The 19530-nt window shown below is 61.5% G+C and carries 13 protein-coding genes; 6 read left to right on the forward strand and 7 right to left on the reverse strand.

All coding sequences use genetic code 11. The features are described from left to right. The first annotated feature begins 224 nt into the window (after positions 1-224). Positions 225-1388, forward strand: a complete 1164-nt coding sequence (locus tag ACZZ0K_RS19895) for a type III PLP-dependent enzyme (protein WP_258707597.1) — start codon at positions 225-227, stop codon at positions 1386-1388. 294 nt (positions 1389-1682) lie between these two features. Here the strand turns inward: ACZZ0K_RS19895 and ACZZ0K_RS19900 are convergent, their stop codons facing one another. Further along, the gene (locus ACZZ0K_RS19900; protein WP_258707596.1) at positions 1683-2438 is read right to left on the reverse strand and encodes a tetratricopeptide repeat protein; all 756 of its coding nucleotides are present in this window, start codon (positions 2436-2438) and stop codon (positions 1683-1685) included. Beyond that, positions 2435-3115 carry a Fe2+-dependent dioxygenase gene (locus ACZZ0K_RS19905; RefSeq protein WP_024011586.1) on the reverse strand — a complete coding sequence of 227 codons (681 nt, stop codon included), beginning with the start codon at positions 3113-3115 and terminating at the stop codon, positions 2435-2437. The genes ACZZ0K_RS19900 and ACZZ0K_RS19905 overlap by 4 nt, the downstream gene beginning before the upstream one ends. A gap of 207 nt (positions 3116-3322) precedes the next feature. Between ACZZ0K_RS19905 and ACZZ0K_RS19910 the strand changes: the two genes are divergently transcribed. The 3 genes from ACZZ0K_RS19910 (at position 3323) to ACZZ0K_RS19920 (ending at position 8996) form a co-directional block, all read left to right on the forward strand. Then, the gene (locus ACZZ0K_RS19910) at positions 3323-5638 is read left to right on the forward strand and encodes a TonB-dependent receptor (protein ID WP_122508207.1); all 2316 of its coding nucleotides are present in this window, start codon (positions 3323-3325) and stop codon (positions 5636-5638) included. A gap of 235 nt (positions 5639-5873) precedes the next feature. Next, positions 5874-8402: a sulfite reductase flavoprotein subunit alpha gene (locus ACZZ0K_RS19915; RefSeq protein WP_258708186.1), complete on the forward strand. Its 2529-nt coding sequence runs from the start codon at positions 5874-5876 to the stop codon at positions 8400-8402. A gap of 225 nt (positions 8403-8627) precedes the next feature. Beyond that, on the forward strand, positions 8628-8996 hold the full coding sequence (locus ACZZ0K_RS19920) for an endonuclease domain-containing protein (RefSeq protein WP_258707595.1): 369 nt from the start codon (positions 8628-8630) through the stop codon (positions 8994-8996). A 466-nt stretch (positions 8997-9462) separates the two neighbouring features. On the opposite strand, the gene ACZZ0K_RS19925 is transcribed toward ACZZ0K_RS19920, so the two are convergent. From ACZZ0K_RS19925 to ptsP, 4 genes are all read right to left on the reverse strand, one after another. Beyond that, positions 9463-11004 (reverse strand): alkaline phosphatase D family protein, encoded by a 1542-nt coding sequence (locus ACZZ0K_RS19925; protein WP_258707594.1) that lies wholly within the window; start codon positions 11002-11004, stop codon positions 9463-9465. A 114-nt stretch (positions 11005-11118) separates the two neighbouring features. Continuing rightward, positions 11119-12852, reverse strand: coding sequence for a PTS fructose-like transporter subunit IIB (locus ACZZ0K_RS19930; protein ID WP_258707593.1), 1734 nt, complete (start codon positions 12850-12852; stop codon positions 11119-11121). An 11-nt stretch (positions 12853-12863) separates the two neighbouring features. Further along, a complete protein-coding gene (pfkB, locus tag ACZZ0K_RS19935) occupies positions 12864-13805 on the reverse strand; it encodes a 1-phosphofructokinase (RefSeq protein WP_150743380.1) in 942 nt (313 codons plus the stop codon). After that, positions 13805-16666 (reverse strand): phosphoenolpyruvate--protein phosphotransferase, encoded by a 2862-nt coding sequence (gene ptsP, locus ACZZ0K_RS19940; protein WP_150743381.1) that lies wholly within the window; start codon positions 16664-16666, stop codon positions 13805-13807. Before ptsP ends, pfkB begins: the two co-directional genes overlap by 1 nt. A 305-nt stretch (positions 16667-16971) precedes the next feature. On the opposite strand from ptsP, the gene cra reads away from it, so the two are divergent. Together cra and ACZZ0K_RS19950 are read left to right on the forward strand one after the other, a co-directional pair. Next, positions 16972-17967 (forward strand): catabolite repressor/activator, encoded by a 996-nt coding sequence (cra, locus tag ACZZ0K_RS19945; RefSeq protein WP_016771742.1) that lies wholly within the window; start codon positions 16972-16974, stop codon positions 17965-17967. A gap of 3 nt (positions 17968-17970) precedes the next feature. Further along, the gene (locus ACZZ0K_RS19950; RefSeq protein ID WP_258707592.1) at positions 17971-18747 is read left to right on the forward strand and encodes a TatD family hydrolase; all 777 of its coding nucleotides are present in this window, start codon (positions 17971-17973) and stop codon (positions 18745-18747) included. 272 nt (positions 18748-19019) lie between these two features. On the opposite strand, the gene ACZZ0K_RS19955 is transcribed toward ACZZ0K_RS19950, so the two are convergent. Next, positions 19020-19493, reverse strand: coding sequence for a hypothetical protein (locus ACZZ0K_RS19955; protein ID WP_258707591.1), 474 nt, complete (start codon positions 19491-19493; stop codon positions 19020-19022). Positions 19494-19530: the final 37 nt, after the last annotated feature.

Raw genomic sequence — 19530 nt, forward strand, 5'->3', positions numbered from 1 at the left:
TCGCGCCCCTCACGCCCTAAAGTTCGCGCCGAACGTCCATGCTGGAAACGATCCATCCGGCTCAAGTACTGACGACGAGACAGCGAGGCCAAGGGACAGCTGCACATCCCCAGGCCTTTTTGCTTTCGGCGACATGCCTTGGGAAGTAGGCGAACCAAAGTGGGGATACGGAGGGCGTTCATGCACCCATTGATTAACTTAGTTTGCCAGCAGGAGTCCCCAGCATGTCGATCCAGGTCGAAGACTATTTCGCGCGCGCTACATTCGACAAAATGAAGGCGTTCGCCGACAAACAGGAAACCCCGTTCGTGGTGATCGACACCGCGATGATCGCCCAGGCCTACGATGACCTGCGCGCCGGTTTCGAATTCGCCAAGGTCTACTACGCGGTCAAGGCCAACCCGGCCGTCGAGATCATCGACCTGCTCAAAGACAAGGGTTCGAGCTTCGATATCGCCTCGATCTACGAGCTGGACAAAGTCATAGATCGCGGCGTCAGCCCGGACCGTATCAGCTACGGCAACACCATCAAGAAATCCAAGGACATCCGCTACTTCTATGAGAAGGGCGTGCGTCTGTTCTCCACCGACTCCGAAGCCGACCTGCGCAACATCGCCAAGGCTGCACCGGGTTCGAAAGTCTATGTGCGCATCCTCACTGAAGGCTCGACCACTGCTGACTGGCCGCTGTCGCGCAAGTTCGGCTGCCAGACCGACATGGCCATGGACCTGCTGATCCTCGCTCGCGACCTCGGCCTGGTGCCGTACGGCATCTCCTTCCACGTTGGTTCGCAGCAGCGCGACATCAGCGTCTGGGACGCGGCGATCGCCAAGGTCAAAGTGATCTTCGAACGCCTGAAAGAAGAAGACGGCATTCACCTGAAGCTGATCAACATGGGCGGCGGCTTCCCGGCCAACTACATCACCCGCACCAACAGCCTGGAAACCTACGCCGAAGAGATCATCCGCTTCCTGAAAGAAGACTTCGGTGATGACCTGCCGGAAATCATTCTGGAGCCGGGCCGCTCGCTGATCGCCAACGCCGGTATTCTGGTCAGCGAAGTGGTGCTGGTTGCGCGCAAGTCGCGCACTGCTGTCGAGCGTTGGGTGTATACCGATGTGGGCAAGTTCTCCGGCCTGATCGAAACCATGGACGAAGCGATCAAGTTCCCGATCTGGACCGAGAAGAAAGGCGAGATGGAAGAAGTCGTCATCGCCGGCCCGACCTGCGACAGCGCCGACATCATGTATGAGAACTACAAGTATGGCCTGCCGCTGAACCTGGCGATTGGTGATCGTTTGTACTGGTTGTCGACCGGTGCGTACACCACCAGCTACAGCGCGGTCGAGTTCAATGGCTTCCCGCCGCTGAAGTCGTTTTACGTTTAAGAGGCAGCGGCAAGTTTCTAGCTGCTAGCTGCAAGTGAAAAGCCCACGAATTTGTGGGCTTTTTTGTGGGTGTTCGGCTGGGGAGGTTTTTTGTACTAGATACCATAGCCCCTCACCCCAGCCCTCTCCCGAGGGAGAGGGAGCCGACCGAGTGGTCTTCCGTCCGACATCGACCTGAACCACCTTGGCGATTATGGATTCGGCAAAACCATTGCAGGTCGGCGTACCTCCCAAGCATCCCTCGGTCGGTTCCCTCTCCCCCTGGGAGAGGGCTAGGGTGAGGGCTCGGCGGTTTCAGCCGCGCTGCAACTCTGCATACCGAGCGGCATACCGACTAGCCATCGCCTGAATTCGCAAGCCTGTCGCATCAGCCAGCGTCTGGCTCGCCACCCGCAGAAAATTAAGATTGCCCCCGGCCAAGGCTTTCTCAAGCCAAACAACCGCTTCATCAATCCGCCCCTCATCCGCTAAAACTGCAGCGAAACTGAACTGCCCACGAAAATCCCCTCCCTCAGCCGAACGCCGATACCAGTCACGCGCCGCCAGCGGATCCGCCGGACACACCTGCCCTTCCTCCAGATAGCGCCCCAGCAGGTTCATCGATTTCGCATGGCCCAACTCAGCTGCACGCCGGTACAACGCCAGCGCCTGCTGATGATCAACCGTCACCCCGCGCCCGGTGGCCAGTAGATTGGCAAGGTTGTACATCGCCCAGTCCAGCCCCGCCTCGGCAGCGATTCGATAATGCTGCGCCGCGACCGAGGCATCCGCCGCACAACCCCAACCATGCTCATGACAACGCCCGAGCATGTTGCGCGCCATCAGATGCCCGCGACCGGCGGCGATGCCGAACCAGCGCAATGCAAGCGGTTGATCCTGCGCGATGCCCTGACCGTCCAGCAGGATCTGCCCAAGCAGCGCCTGCGCTTCAACCTCGCCCTCGCCTGCCGCCAGCAAGATCGCCTGCGCAGCGCGGGCGGGACTTTCGCCGAGCATGGCGCGCAGCTGTTCACCGTTGAGAACTTCCTCGCGGCGCAACTGGAAACTCATACCTCGACCCAGCGCCGCAGCAAGTTGTGATAAGTGCCAGTGAGGCGGATCAGCGAAGGGTGATCGGGAACGTCCTGGGTCAACTGCTGAATCGCCCCGTCCATTTCGAACAGCAACGCGCGCTGGCTGTCTTCGCGCACCAGGCTTTGCGTCCAGAAAAACGAGGCATAACGCGCACCACGTGTGACCGCATTGACCTTGTGCAAACTGGTGCCCGGATACAACACCATGTCGCCGGCCGGCAGCTTCACGCGCTGGGTGCCGTAGGTGTCCTGAATCTCCAGTTCGCCGCCGTCGTAATCTTCCGGCTCGCTGAAAAACAACGTAGCCGACAAATCGGTGCGCACCCGCTCGATGCTGCCCTTGGGCTGGCGCACGGCGTTGTCGATGTGAAAATCGAAACTGCCGCCGGCCGTGTAGCAGTTCACTAGCGGTGGGAAGACTTTGTGCGGCAGTGCGGCGGACATGAACAGCGGATTCTTCCACAGCCGCTCGAGCATCGCCGCGCCGATTTCCTTGGCCAGCGGGTGGCCTTCGGGCAGTTGCAGATTGTGCTTGGCCTTGGCCGACTGGAAGCCGGCGGTGATCTTGCCGTCGGCCCAATCCGCCTGCTCCAGCGCCTGGCGGATGCGCTGCACTTCGTCTTTTGCGAACAGCCCGGGAATGTGCAGCAGCATGGCGATGTCACCTGATGGCAAGAAGGCGGCAATGGTATTGATTCTTATTGACCGTGTAAAACCCGCAAGACGAATGAACGGGCAGAAACCGTAAGGGCAAATTGTAAAGAATGTAAATTCAATGCGAATAACAATGTTTCGCAATTGATACGAATACCTGTTTACCCTATATTCCGCCGCCTCAAATCCTTGGGGAGGGGAATAAAAATGGCACGTCAACACGCACAATTACCGGTCAGTTCACCACGTCTGCTCGCCTCGGCAATCGGTGTCGCAATCACCGCCGGCTCCGCTGGGCAGATGGTCTTCGCGGCGGAAAAAACCGAGAGCAAAACTTCCGGCAACGCCATTGCCCTGGACGCCACCGCCATCACCGGTGAAGCCCAGGACTCGACCTCCTATCAGGTTGAAAAAGCCTCCTCCCCCAAGTACACCGCGCCGCTGGTCGACACCCCGCGCTCGGTCACCGTCATCCCGCAACAAGTGCTCAAGGACACCGGCGCGCTGAATATGCAGGACGCCCTGCGTACCGTGCCGGGCATTACCTTCGGTGCTGGTGAAGGCGGCAACCCACAGGGCGATCGCCCGTTCATTCGCGGCTTCGATGCTCAGGGTGACACTTACCTGGACGGCGTGCGCGACACCGGTTCGCAGAGCCGCGAAATCTTCGCCGTGGAAAACATCGAAGTCAGCAAAGGCCCGAACTCGGCGATTGGCGGTCGCGGCGCGGCCGGCGGCAGCATCAACCTGGTGAGCAAGAAAGCGCACCTGGGCAACTCGTTCGACGGCGGCTTCACCTACGGCTCCGACCAGACCCAGCGCTACACACTCGACGGCAACTATCAGTTCAGCGACAGCGCTGCCGGCCGTCTCAACCTGATGAGCCACGAGAGCAACGTCGCCGGTCGCGACAAGGTCGATTACGACCGTTGGGGCATCGCGCCGTCGCTGGCCTTCGGCCTGGGCACCGATACCCGCGTCAACCTCGACTACTACCATCTGGAAAGCAACGACACCCCGGACTCGGGCATCCCGTACACCATTCCCACCGGTGGATCGGCCGCACGCACCAAGTCCAATCCGGACAAGCCATACGCCGGGGGCGATCACGACAACTTCTATGGTCTGGATCGTGACTTCCGCAAGGGCCGCACCGACACCGCGACCTTCGCCATCGAGCACGACCTCAATGATGCGCTGACCATCAAGAACACCCTGCGCCACGGCAGCAGCATGCAGGATTACATCCTCACCCAGCCGGACGACAGCAAGGGCAACGTCAACAACGGCAGCGTCTGGCGTCGGGCCAACACGCGGGTGAGCAATACTGAAACCACCACCAACCAGACCGACCTGTTCGGCACCTTCTACGTGGCCGGTTTCAAGAACAGCTTCTCCACCGGTGTCGAATACACCCGTGAGCAGAGCGAGAAATCCTCGTACAACGTCAACACCGACACCACGCCGCGCACCAGCGCCGTCACCACCAACTGCAACCCGGGCCTGATCGGCGCCGCCAGCGGTTACAACTGCACCTCGCTGTCGAACCCGAATCCGAACGATCCGTGGAACGGCGCAATCTCGCGCAACTACGCCGGCACCGACACCCAGGCCGACACCTACGCGCTGTACGTGTTCGACACGCTGGAATTGTCCGAGCAATGGCTGGTGAACATGGGCCTGCGCTACGACCACTTCGACACCGACTACAAAACCTACAACGCCGCAGGGACCACCACCTCGAAGGGCGATGACACCAGCGAATTCGTCACCGGCCAGTTCGGCGTGGTCTACAAGCCGGCGGAAAACGGCAGCATCTACGCCTCTTATGCGACCTCGGCGACACCGCCGGGCAACACCTTGGGCGAAGGTCAGGAAGGCAACCCGCTGGGCGGCACACCGGATCGCAGCGGCAACCTGCTGAGCAGCGACATGGAGCCGGAAACCACCAAGAACTACGAGATCGGCACCAAGTGGGATCTGCTCAATGATCGCCTGTCGCTGACCGCCGACATCTTCCGCACCGAGAAGGAAAACGCTCGCGTGCAAGTCGATACCAGCTCTTACGAGAACGCCGGCAAGACCCGCGTGCAAGGCTTCGAACTGTCGGCCAGCGGCAAGATCACCGACAAATGGCAAGTCTTCGCCGGTTACGCCTTCATGGACAGCGAACAGGTTGATGGCGGCCCGCTGGGTCGTGCCAACGACGGCAACGATCTGCCGAACACACCGAAAAACAGCGCCAGCCTGTGGACCACGTACCAGGTCACGCCAAAGCTGACGATCGGTGGTGGCGCGTTCTACGTCGACGACGTCTACGGCAGTGTCGCCAACACGACGATGGTCGATTCGTACGTGCGTTACGACGCGATGGCGGCCTACAAGCTGACCAAGAACGTCGACCTGCAACTCAACGTGCAGAACCTGACCGACGAAACCTATTACGACAAAGCCTTCTCGACCCACTTCGCCAATCAGGCGGCGGGACGCACGGCGCTGTTGAGCACCAATTTCCACTTCTGACCGATGTGAATACCTGTGGCAGCGAGCCTGCTCGCGAAGGCAATCTTTCAGCAACATCGATGCTGACTGACACACCGCTTTCGCGAGCAGGCTCGCTCCCACAGGGAATGCGCCGCGAGGCTCGGCCCCGTTCATTCAGTTGAACGGGGCTTTTGTGTGTTACGCAAAACGCTTCTTGATAACCCACGGCATAATGCGCGCCGTGATGACAATTTCCGAACGGACGGCGAGTGACGTGTTGAAGAAAACCCTGTTCCAGTTGCACTGGTTTTTTGGCATCACTGCAGGGCTGGTGCTGGCCCTGATGGGCATCACCGGCGCGGCCTATTCGTTTCAGGACGAGATCCTGCGCGCGCTGAATCCGTCCGTTCTGCAGGTGGAAAAGCAGGTCGCCGGCGTGCTGCCACCAGTGGAACTGGTGGAACGCATTGAAGCTGCGTCCGGCAAGAAAGTCGCGATGCTCTGGGTCGAGACCGACAGCGGTCACGCCGCACGGGTGTTCTTCACCCCGCCCAAGGGCGAACGACGTGGCGAAATGCGCTACTTCGACCCGTACACCGCCGAGTTCAAGGGCGATGCCACCGGCCAGGACTTCTTCGGCCTGATGCTGCAACTGCACCGCTTCCTCGCCATGGGCGATACCGGGCGCAACATCACCGGCGCCTGCACCTTGATGCTGCTGTTCTTCTGCCTCTCCGGCCTTTATCTGCGCTGGCCACGCCAGTGGAACAGCTGGCGCGTGTGGTTGACCCTGGACTGGAAAAAGAAAGGCCGCGCGTTCAATTGGGATCTGCATTCGGTGGCCGGCACTTGGTGTTTGCTGGTGTATCTGCTGCTGGCGTTGACCGGCTTGTCATGGTCGTACGAGTGGTACAACAAGGGCCTGACCCGACTGCTTTCCGACGCGCCGCAAAACGAACGCGTGCGCGGCGGTCGCGGCCCGGCGCCGGAAGGCCCGGCACCGACCGCCGACTACGCAGCGATGTGGAGCAGCATCTACAGCGCTGCCGGCCCGGGTCTGGCCGCGTACAACATTCGCATGCCGGCGGTGGCCGGCCAGCCGGCGACGGTGTTCTACCTGCTCGACAGCTCGCCCCATGACCGCGCGCTGAACCAGATCACCCTCGACCCGGCCACCGGCGTGGTAAAACGCGTCGACCGCTATGCCGACAAAAGCTTCAAGGCCCAACTGCTGACCAGCATTTATGCGCTGCACGTGGGCAGCTATTTCGGCCTTGTCGGGCGCATCATCGTGACGATCGCGGCGGTGTGCATGCCGCTGTTCTTCATCACTGGCTGGCTGCTGTATCTGGATCGTCGGCGCAAGAAAAAGCAGATCAAGGATGCCCGCCAGGGCCTCGCGCAACCGTCCACCGAGGCTTCGGCCTGGCTGATCGGTTTCGCCAGTCAAAGTGGTTTCGCCGAACAATTGGCGTGGCAGACCGCCGGGCAATTGCAGGCCGCCGGGCTGCCGGTCAACGTGCAGCCGCTGGCCAATCTCAGCGAACAGGATCTGCGGGATTCCAATAACGCGTTGTTCGTGGTCAGCACCTTCGGCGACGGCGAAGCGCCGGACAGCGCCCGTGGTTTCGAACGCAAAGTGCTGGCCAAGGCCTCGACACTCGACAACCTCAACTACGCCGTGCTCGGCCTCGGCGATCGGCAGTACGCGCACTTTTGTGGCTTCGCCAAACGCTTGCATCAATGGCTCGGCGAGCACGGCGGCAAGACGCTGTTCGCCCCGGTGGAGGTCGACAGCGCCGATCCCTACGCGCTGCGTCACTGGCAAACGCAACTCGGCCAGCTCACCGGACAGGCACCGAGCGAAACCTGGCAAGCGCCAAGCTACGACAACTGGACGCTGCTCCGTCGCGAACTGATGAACCCCGACAGCAGCGGCGCGCCGGTCTATCTGCTCGGCCTCAAAGCCCCGGACACCCGCAGCTGGCTGGCCGGTGACCTGGTCGAAGTGCTGCCACGCAATTGCCCGTGGGCGATCGAACATTTCCTCGACGGCCTCGGCATCCGTGGCGAAACTCAGGTGAAGGTCAACGGCATCGACGAGCCGCTGGAAGTGGCCCTCGCCTCACGCCAACTGCCCGAACACCGCGCGCATCTGGTCGGCCTGCATGCGCAGTCGCTGGTCGACGCGATGGTGCCGCTGGCCATGCGCGAATACTCCATCGCCTCGATTGCCGCTGACGGCGTGCTGGAGCTGATCGTGCGTCAGGAACAGCACAACGACGGCAGCCTCGGCATAGGCTCCGGCTGGCTCACCGAGCATGCGCCTGTGGGCGGCAGCATCAGCCTGCGCGTGCGGCGCAACAGCGGTTTCCACCTGCCGAACGAACCCGTGCCGATGATCCTGCTGGGCAACGGCACAGGCCTCGCCGGCCTGCGCAGCCTGCTCAAGGCACGCATTGCCGATGGTCAGCAACGGCAGTGGCTGCTGTTCGGCGAGCGCAACCGCGAGCACGACTTCCTCTGCCGCGCCGAGCTGGAGGAATGGCTGGTCAATGGCGATCTGGCGCGGCTGGATCTGGCGTTTTCGCGGGATCAGGCTGAGAAGGTTTATGTGCAGGATCGCTTGCGTGAGTCGGCGGATGAACTGAAGAAGTGGTTGGCTGGTGGTGCCGTCATTTATATCTGCGGCAGCCTTCAAGGGATGGCCTCAGGCGTAGACCAGGCGCTCAACGATATCCTCGGCAGCGCCGAAGTCGAACGCCTGATCGAACAGGGCCGCTACCGCCGGGATGTTTACTAACGCCTGCGAAAACCCCCTCACCCTAGCCCTCTCCCAATGGGAGAGGGGACCGACTGGGGGATGCTCGAGATCGACGCCGACCTGAGCGTTCTTCACTGAATCCATAGCCATAATCACCTCGGTCGGCTCCCTCTCCCTCTGGGAGAGGGCTGGGCGGGCGGCGTTCCGATGAGGCAAATGGGCTACTGTTAAATCTCCACTCAACTTCACAAGGACCGTGAAGCCATGCCAAGCCGCCCTACCCTCGCCCAATTCGCCCGCCACTTGCGCACCAACCAGACAGATTGCGAACACCTGCTCTGGCAGCGCCTGCGTTCCCGGCAGATAGCCAACCTGAAATTTCGCCGACAGTTTCCATGTCCGCCGTTTGTGCTGGATTTTTATTGTGTAGAGTTGAGATTGGCGATTGAGCTGGATGGTGGTCAGCATTATGAGACGGCCCGGGTGCTTCACGATCGGCGCCGGTCGAACTTCCTGTCTCAACAAGGCATCGACGTCGTGCGATTCAGCAATCTTGAGGTGCTTCAGCAGATGGATGATGTGTTGGAGCAGATCATCAGAATTGCGGCAGAGCGGAAAATGCCCTCACCCTAGCCCTCTCCCAGAGGGAGAGGGGACTGATTGGGGGATGCTCGAGATCGACGCCGACCTGAGCGTTCTCCACTGAATCCAAAGCCACAATCACCTCGGTCTTCCAGGTCGATGCATGACGCAAGACACCTCGGTCGGCCCTCTCCCTCCCAGAGGGAGAGGGGACTGATTGGGGGATGCTCGAGATCGACGCCGACCTGAGCGTTCTTCACTGAATCCAAAGCCATAATCACCTCGGTCTTCCAGGTCGATGCATAGCGCAAGACACCTCGGTCGGCCCTCTCCCTCCCAGAGGGCGAGGTGACTGATTGGGTGATGCTTGAAATCGACGCCGACCTGAGCATTCTTCACTGAATCCAAAGCCACAATCACCTCGGTCTTCCAGGTCGATGCTTAACGCGAGACACCTCGGTCGGCTCCCTCTCCCTCCGGGAGAGGGCTGGGGTGAGGGGCTTTTGATCCAGCGTGATTAAACAGGCTGCAACTTCTGCTCAAACACTGCTACACCATCCAGATCCCGCAACACCACGCTCATCTCGCCGCTCTGCCCTTCGATATTCACCTCACCAAAAAACTGAAACCCGGCAAACGGCGAAGTGTTCTGTGCGGGCGGTGCTTTCTCGAACACCACCTCTGGGCCAAACGTCTTGTCCAACGGATTCGGCCCGAAACTGCCGGCGTTCAACGGTCCGGCAACAAATTCCCAGAACGGTTCGAAATCCTGAAACGCCGCGCGGTCCGGATGATAGTGATGCGCCGCGCAGTAGTGCACGTCCGCCGTCAGAAACACGAAATTGCGCACCTGCTGCGCGCGCAGGAATCCGAGCAGCTCGGCGATTTCCAGCTCTCGCCCCTGCGCCGGGCCGGGGTCGCCGTTGGCCACGGCTTCCCAACGCGCAACGCCCGGACTGACCTCGCCGTCCGGCACGCCAAGGCCGATGGGCATGTCGGCGGCGATGACTTTCCACTGCGCCTTCGATGCCTGCAATTCACGCTTGACCCAGTCCAGCTGCTCGCGGCCGAGAAACGGTTTTGCCGCGCCAAGGTTGGCATCGTTGGCTTCGCGATAGCTGCGCATATCCAGCACGAATACGTCGAGCATCGGCCCGTAGCTGAGCTTGCGATAAATCCGCCCGCCGCCGTCCGCCGCTTGCAAACGCATCGGCGCATATTCTAGCCACGCCTGCCGCGCGCGGCCGACCAGCTTGTGGATATCTTTCTCCTGATAGCGTTCATCCAGCTGCTTGCCCGGCGACCAGTTGTTGACCACTTCGTGGTCGTCCCACTGCCAGATCTGCGGCACTTCGGCGTTGAAGCGGCGGATGTTTTCGTCCATCAGGTTGTAGCGATAGTTGCCGCGATAATCGTCGAGGGTCTGCGCGACTTTGCTTTTGGCTTCAGTGGTGACATTGCGCCAGATGCGCCCGCTTTCTGTGGTCAGTTGCGCGGGCACCGGGCCGTCGGCGTAGATGGTGTCGCCGCTGTGAATAAAGAAGTCCGGCAGGCGCAGGCGCATGGCTTCGTAGATGCGCATGCCGCCGATGTCCGGGTTGATCCCGAAGCCCTGGCCGACGGTGTCACCGCTCCAGACAAAACGGATGTCGCGTTTTGTCGTTGGCACGCTGCGCAGATGGCCGAACCACGGTTCGCTGGCGACGCCGCTCTGGGCATCTTCGAAGTGCACGCGATAGAAAATCGCCTGGTTGGCCGGCAGGCCGGTGAGTTCGACGCGGGCGGTGAAATCGCTGCGCGCATCGGCCAGTGGCGAGACGAATTTGCGCGGGTTGCCGAACAGGCTGCCGGTGTCCCACTCGACCACCATGCGCGCCGGCCGATCGCTGCGGCTCCAGATCATCGCGCGGTCGCCGAGCAGGTCGCCGGACTGCACGCCGTCGGTGAGCTGCGGACGATCCTTGACCGAGGCAATCACCGCCGGCGCCAGCCCCGGCAGCAACAGCCCGGCGCCGACCGCTTGCATGACGCGACGCCGACCGAGATTGAAATCGCTCATGGTGTTCTCCCTGCAAAAGGGAAAACTTAAGCACGGGTGTATGAATCCGCTATGACAATGCAGACTCCTGTGGGAGCGAGCCTGCTCGCTCCCACAGGGATTTGGTGTTGTCGGTCAGGCCTTGGCGGGCTCCAGCGGTAGCTCGACAGCCTCAGGCCGTTTGAGCAGCGCATACACCACCGCCGTAACCAGGCTCCCCGCAACAATCGCCAGCAGATACAGCAGCGCATGGTTGATCGCATTGGGGATCGCCAGCACGAACAAGCCACCGTGCGGCGCCATCAGTTTGCAGCCGAAGTACATCGACAAGGCACCGGTCAGCGCACCGCCAGCGATGCTCGCCGGGATCACCCGCAGCGGGTCTTTCGCGGCAAACGGAATCGCCCCTTCGGAGATAAAGCACAGGCCCAGCACGAAAGCCGCTTTGCCGGCCTCACGTTCAGTCTGGGCAAACTTGCGCCGGGCAATGAACGTGGCGATGCCCAGGCCAATCGGCGGCACCATGCCGGCCGCCATGGTCGCGGCCATCGGTGCGTAACTCTGCGAGGCCAGCAGCCCCACCGAAAACGCATAGGCAGCCTTGTTGATCGGCCCGCCGAGGTCGACGCACATCATGCCGCCGAGCAACACGCCGAGCAGAATTGCGTTGGTGGTGCCCATGCTGTCGAGGAACTGCGTCAGCGCGGCGAGCATGCCGGCGACCGGTTTGCCGACCACGTAAATCATCACCAGACCGGTGACCAGACTGGCCAGCAACGGGATGATCAGAATCGGCTTCAACGCCTCCAGGCTCTGCGGCAATGTCACATAGCGGGCGATGGCTTTGGCGGCATAACCGGCAATGAAACCGGCAATGATCCCGCCGATGAACCCGGCGCCCAAGGTGCCTGCGAGTAGACCGCCGATCATCCCCGGCGCAAGGCCCGGGCGGTCGGCGATCGAGTAGGCGATGTACCCGGCCAACAGCGGCACCATCAATTTGAACGCGGTTTCGCCGCCGATCTGCATCAGCGCCGCCGCCAGCGTGCCTTCTTCCTTGTACGCGGTGATGCCGAACACGAATGACAACGCAATCAGCAAACCACCCGCCACCACCATCGGCAGCATGTACGACACACCCGTGAGCAGGTGCTTGTAGACGCCGGTTTTCTCGGACTTGGCCGAAGCCTTGCCGTCGCTTGCCGCACTTTCTACAGCGCCTTCAGCCAAGGCTTTTTTCAGCGTCGCTTCGGATTGCTTCAGCGCAACGCCAGTGCCGCAGCGATAGATTTTCTTGCCGGCGAAACGCTCGGTGGCGACGTCGATATCCGCCGCCAGCAGGACCACATCGGCCTCGGCGATGGCCGTTGCGCTGAGCGGGGTTTTCGCGCCCACCGAGCCTTGGGTTTCGACCTGCAATTCATAGCCCAGACGCTTGGCAGTCTGCTGCAACGCTTCGGCGGCCATGAAGGTGTGGGCGACACCGGTCGGGCACGCGGTGATAGCAACGATGCGCGGCGCACGCGCTGTATCGATCGCTGGTTCGACTTCGCTCGCCACGAAGACTTCGGCTTCTTCAGCACCGCGACGCAACACCGCTTCGACATCCTGCAAGGCCTGCGCCGGAGCAATCTGGAACACGCGCTTGCCGACAAACCGACTCATGTCCACCGCGCCAGTGGTGACCAGCAAGACCCACTCCGCCGCTTCAATGGTGGCGGCCGACAATTCGCGTTCCGGGTGCGCTGGATCGACCACTTCGACGCTGGTGCTCCAGCCCTGACGCTGCGCCGCTGCATCGAGCAGACGCGCGCACAGGACGCTGGTGACCATGCCGTTCGGGCAAGCCGTAACAATGGCTAACTTCATCACAAACCCTCTTATTGTTCTGTCAGGGGGCGCACGCGCACGCCCTGTTCGAGCTGCGCCAGTTGCGCAGCGTCGTTGATGCCAAAACCGATCTGGGTCACCGCCATTGCCGCAATCGCGGTGGCGGTGCGCAGGGTTTGCTCCGGCGTATCAGCACTGAGCAGACCGTGGAGCATGCCAGCCAGCAATGAATCGCCGGCACCGACCGTGCTGGCCACGCTGACTTTCGGCGGCGAGGCATGCAGGGCCGAGCCGACACTGAACCAGTTGACCCCGTCAGCGCCGTGAGAGATCACCACGTGCTCGATGCCTTGCGCATGCAAACGTGCGGCGGCTTGTGCTTCGGCGATCGGCGACACCACTTCGCAGCCGAGGGCGTGGGCCAATTCTTCGGTGTTCGGTTTGATCAGCCAGGGGCTGGCCTGCAACGCGGCGCGCAAAGCCTCACCGCTGGAATCAAGGGCGACTTTCAAGCCGAGCGCGTTCAGCCGTTCAATCAGCTCGCGCAACCATTGCGCAGTGACGCCACGCGGCAGACTGCCGGCGACCACCACCGCATCGTGCCCCGGTGCGATCTGCAGCAAGCGATCAAGCAAAGCTTGCTGCGCCATTGCATCGACCATTGGCCCCGGACCGTTGATGTCGGTAATGCGCCCGTCCTGTTCGGCGACCTTGATGTTGCTGCGCGTCTCGCCCGGCACGCGGATGAACGCGTCGATAAAACCACGCTTGGCGAACAGGGTTTCGAACGCTTGCAGATTGTCTTCGCCGAGAAAGCCGCTGACGGTGACCTGATGGCCGAGGTCCGCCAGCACCTGGGCGACGTTGACGCCTTTGCCCGCAGCGTGGGTGTGCATCTCCTCGCTGCGATTGACCTGACCGGCATCCAGCCGCGACAACTCGACGGTGAGGTCGAGTGCCGGGTTGAGTGTCAGGGTGAGAATCTTGGCCATTACAGGGCCTCCACTAATGCGCGCACTTCATTCGCGCTGCCCACGGCCAGGGCCTGTTGAGCGAGGGTTTGCGCCTGGGGCAGGCTGAGTTCACGGATGCGCGCCTTGACTTCGGCAATGCTGCGCCCGGACACGCTGAGCTCGTCGACACCGAGGCCAACCAGCACCGGCACCGCCAGCGGATCCGCCGCCAGCTCGCCGCAGACACCCACCCATTTGCCATGGGCATGGGCGGCACGCACGGTGATGTCGATCAGTTGCAGGACCGCCGGGTGCAAGCCGTCCGCTTGTGCAGACAGCGTCGGATGACCACGGTCGATGGCCAGGGTGTATTGGGTCAGGTCGTTGGTGCCGACGCTGAAGAAGTCGACTTCCTTGGCCAGTACCGGCGCGAGCAATGCGGCGGACGGCACCTCGATCATGATCCCCAGTTGCAGGTCGGCGACTGGAATTTCCAGACGCAGGCGTTCGGTCATGTCACGGGCTTGGCGCCACTCTTCGACGCTGCCGACCATCGGGAACATGATCCGCAGCGGACGGTTGTCGGCCGAGCGCAGCAAGGCGCGCAGTTGCGCTTCCATGATCTGCGGCCGCTGCAGGGTCAGGCGAATGCCGCGCACGCCGAGGAACGGGTTTTCTTCCTTGGCGATCGGCCAATACGGCAGCGGTTTGTCGCCGCCGACGTCGAGCGTGCGCACCACCAGCGGCCGTCCGGCCAGACCATCGAGGACGCGACGGTATTCGGCTTCCTGGGTTGCCTCGTCCGGTGCCTGCGGGTGGGCCATGAAAATCAGTTCGGTGCGCAGCAAGCCAATGCCTTCAGCGCCCTGCTCCACCGCGCTGGTCACCCCAGCGCTTTCGCCGATGTTGGCGAACACTTCGACGGCGTGGCCGTCAGTGGTGTGCGCTGGTTGATGGCGCTGTTCGGCGGCGATCTTCAGGCGTTGCTCGCGGGTGTCTCGTTCTTCGGCGGCACGCTTGAGGGTCGCGGCATCGGCGTCGACATGCAGACGGCCACGCTGGCCGTCGAGCAACAGCGGCGTGCCCGGCTCGAGCAACAGCACCGCCGCACCCGCGCCGACCAGTGCTGGAATACCGAGGGCACGGGCGACGATGGCGCTGTGCGCGGTAGCGCCGCCGCGCGCGGTGAGAATCCCCGCAACCCGCGCAGGATCCAGACGCGCGACATCGGACGGGCCGACTTCGTCCATCACCAGAATGTACGGTTGCTCAGGTTCGTTCGCGGTCTGCACGCCACACAGCTGCGCCAGCACCCGGCGACCGATGTCGCGCAGATCGGCGGCACGCTCGGCGAGCAAAGCGTCCTGCAGCGATTCCTGCTGTTTGGCGGCGGCTTCGATCACCGCCATCCAGGCCGCTTCGGCGCTTTCGCCTTGCTTGAGGCGGGTGTCGACTTCGTCGGTCAGATCCGGGTCGTCGAGCATTTCCTGGTGAGTGATGAAAATCTCGCGGATGGCTTTGGCTTTGCTGCGCTCGATCAGGCCCTGAATGTCGCGGCGCACGTCGCTCAGGGCTTGCTTGAGGCGCTCGCGCTCGATGGCCGCCGACTCGCCGCGCAACGGGTAATCGATGGCTTGCAGCACCTGAATGTGCGCAGGGCCGATGGCGATGCCCGGTGCGGCAGGAATCGCCTGCAACAGGCTGCCGGAGGCCGGCGCGATCAGCACTTCGGCGATGTCGGCGATCACTTCGCGCTGCTGACTCACGGCCGGCAGCGGCTCGACTTCCTCACCGAGGCCTTCTTCAATCGCCGCGAGCAGGGCCGGCAAGGCATCGGCGGCGATGCTCGGTTCGGCAATCAGCTCCAGCACCTGACCGCGGCGTGCGCCGAGGCTCAGCAGTTTGCTCAGGCTCTTCACCGATACGGCGCTGTCCTGGCTGTCGACGATGCGCACGCGAATTTCGCCGTCAAAACTCTTCGCCAGTTGCGCAAGAATCTTCGCTGGTCGTGCGTGCAGACCATGGGCGTTGGCCAGGGCAATACGCGCACTCGGCCAATCGGCCGGCAGCTCACCGCCGAGCACTTCGAGGACTTTGCGGCTGCTGGTGGCGCGGCCCAGTTCGTGGCCACGACCTTCGATCAGCAACGCGCACAAACGCTCGAGCAGCGCCTGATGCGCTTCGCCCAGACTCGCCAGGCAGAAGAGACCGCTAAGCGGCTGGCCGAGGTAGCGCATCGGTTTGTCCGGGGTGACGAACGCCAGCCCCGGACGCTTCACGGTCTGCTCGCTGTGCAGCCACCACAGGCCATCACCCAATGGCAGCGCTTCGACTTGCTGCAACACGCCGGCAAAGCCATTGCTCACACATTCGGCCTGACGCAGCAGACGTGCGCCGCGCCAGACCAGTTCTTCGAAATCGTCGGCCGACACGCCGAGGCCGATCATCTGCGCGTCCAGCGCCAGTTCCTGCGGCGCGCCTTGCAGCAGCTTCAGCAGCGCTTCGGGCGAGCTGGCGCGACGCAGGGCCTGGCCCAGATCGGTCTCGCCGAGGGCGCGGGTCAGCAGTTGCAGCAGGCGCAGGTGTTCATCGGATTTCGCCGCGATGCCGATCGCCAGATAAACGATCTGGCCATCGCCCCAATCGACGCCGTCGGGAAACTGCATCAGGCGCACGCCGGTGGCGAATACCTGATCGCGGGTTTCCGGCGTACCGTGGGGAATAGCGATGCCTTGACCGAGAAAGGTCGAGCCCTGGGCTTCCCGGGCCTGCAGGCCGGCGAGGTAGCCGTCGGCTACCAGACCATCGGCAACCAGATGACTGGCCAGCAATTGCAGGGCAGCGGGTTTATCCACGGCCGACTGGCCCATGGATATCTGCTCTATAGTGAGCTCGAGCATGCGATCTCCTTTTTGGCGCAGTTCAACGCCAGGTATTGTTTTGAATGGTTCACAGCTTAGGCGCTCTGCCGCGCTTTTCAGCGGCAGTTTTGGCGGTTTCACGGCAGGACCGGCCAAAGGCGTCTAAAACGTAGAAAATACGCTTGCTGAAACGTTTAATCTAGATTGATCGGCACGTTACTCGATAATGTCTCATCCTTGAAGTCCAACTGGTCGGATCTGCCCAGGCAATAAGTCGACTGCCCTTATCGGGTAGGATTGGCGAAAATGTCGCGGCATGCTCGAAAAAACAAGGAAATACCGGGTTGAAACTCAGTGATATCGCGCGGTTGGCCGGCGTCTCCGTCACCACCGCCAGCTACGTCATCAACGGCAAGGCCGAACAGCAACGCATCAGCAACGCGACCGTCGAGCGCGTGCGCGCGGTGGTCGATCTGCACGGCTTCACGCCCAATCCGCAAGCGGCCGGCCTGCGCAGTCGGCACACGCGCACCCTGGGCTTTATCCTGCCGGATCTGGAAAACCCCAGTTACGCGCGGATCGCCAAGTTGCTCGAACAAGGCGCGCGGGCTCGCGGCTATCAATTGCTGATCGCCAGCTCCGACGATGCGCCGGACAGCGAGCGCCAGTTGCTGCAACTGTTCCGCGCGCGTCGCTGCGATGCGCTGATCGTTGCCAGTTGCCTGCCGGCCGGTGATGACAGCTATCGCCAGTTGCAGGCCAAGGGTCTGCCGATCATCGCCATCGACCGGGTCATGGAACCGGAGCATTTCTGCTCGGTGATCAGCGACGACCGCGAGGCCAGCCTGCATCTGACCCAGAGCCTGCTCGATCCGCAGCCAAAGCAGATCGTGCTGCTCGGCGCACGCCCGGAGCTGAGCATCAGCCAGGAGCGTGCTGCCGGTTTCCGCGCAGCGCTCAAAGATTTCAAAGGTGAGGTGCTGGTCGAGCACGCCGAGTCGTTCAGCCGTGAGTGCGGCAAGCAATTAATGGAAGAACTCCTGCAGCGTCTGGGGCATTTGCCTGACGCGCTGGTGACCACTTCCTACGTACTGCTGCAAGGCGTGTTCGATGCGCTGCATGATTTCCCGCTGAAATCGCGGCCGCTGCGCTTGGGCACGTTCGGCGACACGCAGTTGCTGGATTTCCTGCCGTTGCCGGTCAACGCCATGTCCCAGCAACACCAATTGATCGCCGACAAGGCCCTGGAACTGGCCCTGGCCGCCGTGGAGCAGGACGACTACCAACCGGGCGTGCAAGCCATTGCGCGAACTTTCAAGCAGCGTATTCATCGGGACTGAAGCGTGGAGCTGATCGACAGCCACACCCACCTCGACTTCCCCGACTTCGACGCCGATCGCGCAGAGTTGCTGGCCGAAAGCCGCGCTCTCGGCGTGCGGCGCATCGTCGTGCTGGGCGTGCATCAGGGCAACTGGCAACGGGTGTGGGACCTGGTGCAGAGCGATGCCGACCTGTATGCGGCGTTCGGTCTGCATCCGGTGTTCCTCGATCAGCATCGCTCCGAGGATTTGCACGCGCTGGGGGACTTGCTGACACGGTTGCGCGGGCATCGGCAGTTATGCGCGGTGGGCGAAATCGGCCTCGATTATTTCATCGAAAACCTCGATCGCGAACGGCAACAGGCGTTGTTCGAAGCGCAGCTGCAACTGGCGGCGGACTTCGGGTTGCCGGCGCTGATCCACGTACGCCGCAGCCACGCAGCGGTGATCGCCACGCTCAAGCGCTTCAAACTCAAACGCGCCGGCATCATCCACGCCTTCGCCGGCAGCCGCGAAGAAGCGCGGGAATACATCAAGCTCGGGTTCAAACTGGGTCTCGGCGGCGCACCGACCTGGCCGCAGGCGTTGCGCATGCATCGGGTCCTGCCGGAACTGCCGCTGCAATCGGTGGTACTGGAAACCGACTCACCGGACATGGCCCCCGCCATGTTCCCCGGCCAGCGCAACAGCCCGGCGCATCTGCCGGCGATTTGCGCGGCGCTGGCCGAGCTGATGAATATCACGCCTGAACAACTGGCCAACGCCAGCACCGCCAACTGCTGCGAAGTCTTCGGCTGGTAACACCGCAATCCCCTGTGGGAGCGAGCCTGCTCGCGAAAGCGGTGTGTCAGTTACAGCTATTTTTCAGACAGACCGCTATTACGAACAGGCTCTCCCCTACATTCTAGATTGTGCTAAATGATGTAATCACTTAGTGCTTTCAGCACACTACTGCGAATCTTCGATATTCCAATAAGTTCAAGGAATTTGACCAAGACCACAAAGCGGAGGGCACAGAACAGCACATACCACGGCCAAAGTTTGATTTAACCTGTCTACTTCTAAACAGCAAGTCACTTTCCGGGAAAAGTATAGTAGACGGAATTCTCCCCGCTCTCATCAAAGAAAGGAAGATCAAAATCAAACCTGACATACACTCGAGCTTTTTTATTTGCCCCTACATACCCTCCGACAGCCCACTTGTTCCACTTATCGTCCTGTCGCATATTGTCTTCAGAATCTTCACCCCACCATTGAACATCATCAAAACTGAAATGTATGTTGGCCTTATGCCTTCCAAAATAATCTGGATCATTAATTGTGTACTCTGTGGAATAACAGTAAAAAATACTTCCATCGCTACTCCACCAATATCTGTATCTTATTTGTCCCCGGTAAGCTCCCCTGACCGCATGAAGCTCCCCGTCATATAAAGTCGCGTTCTTGCTAAGCCTTTCAAAATTCTCTTTGGTGATAGTATTTTTGTTAGAAACGTTCTCTACACCAGGCGCAGGTCTGCCACCGGAAAATCTGTTACTTGCTTTCATGATCGCTCCTTAAAACATAGTAAAGACAAGATGAAAA

This window comes from Pseudomonas sp. AC255, assembly GCF_979258175.1.

Coding starts and splice junctions, on each gene's coding strand:
- ACZZ0K_RS19900 (WP_258707596.1), bottom strand. CDS start 2,438: ATGAGTTTCCAGTTGCGCCGCGAGGAAGTTCTCAACGGTGAACAGCTG.
- ACZZ0K_RS19925 (WP_258707594.1), bottom strand. CDS start 11,004: ATGAGCGATTTCAATCTCGGTCGGCGTCGCGTCATGCAAGCGGTCGGC.
- ACZZ0K_RS19910 (WP_122508207.1), top strand. CDS start 3,323: ATGGCACGTCAACACGCACAATTACCGGTCAGTTCACCACGTCTGCTC.
- ACZZ0K_RS19905 (WP_024011586.1), bottom strand. CDS start 3,115: ATGCTGCTGCACATTCCCGGGCTGTTCGCAAAAGACGAAGTGCAGCGC.
- pfkB (WP_150743380.1), bottom strand. CDS start 13,805: ATGGCCAAGATTCTCACCCTGACACTCAACCCGGCACTCGACCTCACC.
- ACZZ0K_RS19920 (WP_258707595.1), top strand. CDS start 8,628: ATGCCAAGCCGCCCTACCCTCGCCCAATTCGCCCGCCACTTGCGCACC.
- ptsP (WP_150743381.1), bottom strand. CDS start 16,666: ATGCTCGAGCTCACTATAGAGCAGATATCCATGGGCCAGTCGGCCGTG.
- ACZZ0K_RS19895 (WP_258707597.1), top strand. CDS start 225: ATGTCGATCCAGGTCGAAGACTATTTCGCGCGCGCTACATTCGACAAA.
- ACZZ0K_RS19955 (WP_258707591.1), bottom strand. CDS start 19,493: ATGAAAGCAAGTAACAGATTTTCCGGTGGCAGACCTGCGCCTGGTGTA.
- ACZZ0K_RS19930 (WP_258707593.1), bottom strand. CDS start 12,852: ATGAAGTTAGCCATTGTTACGGCTTGCCCGAACGGCATGGTCACCAGC.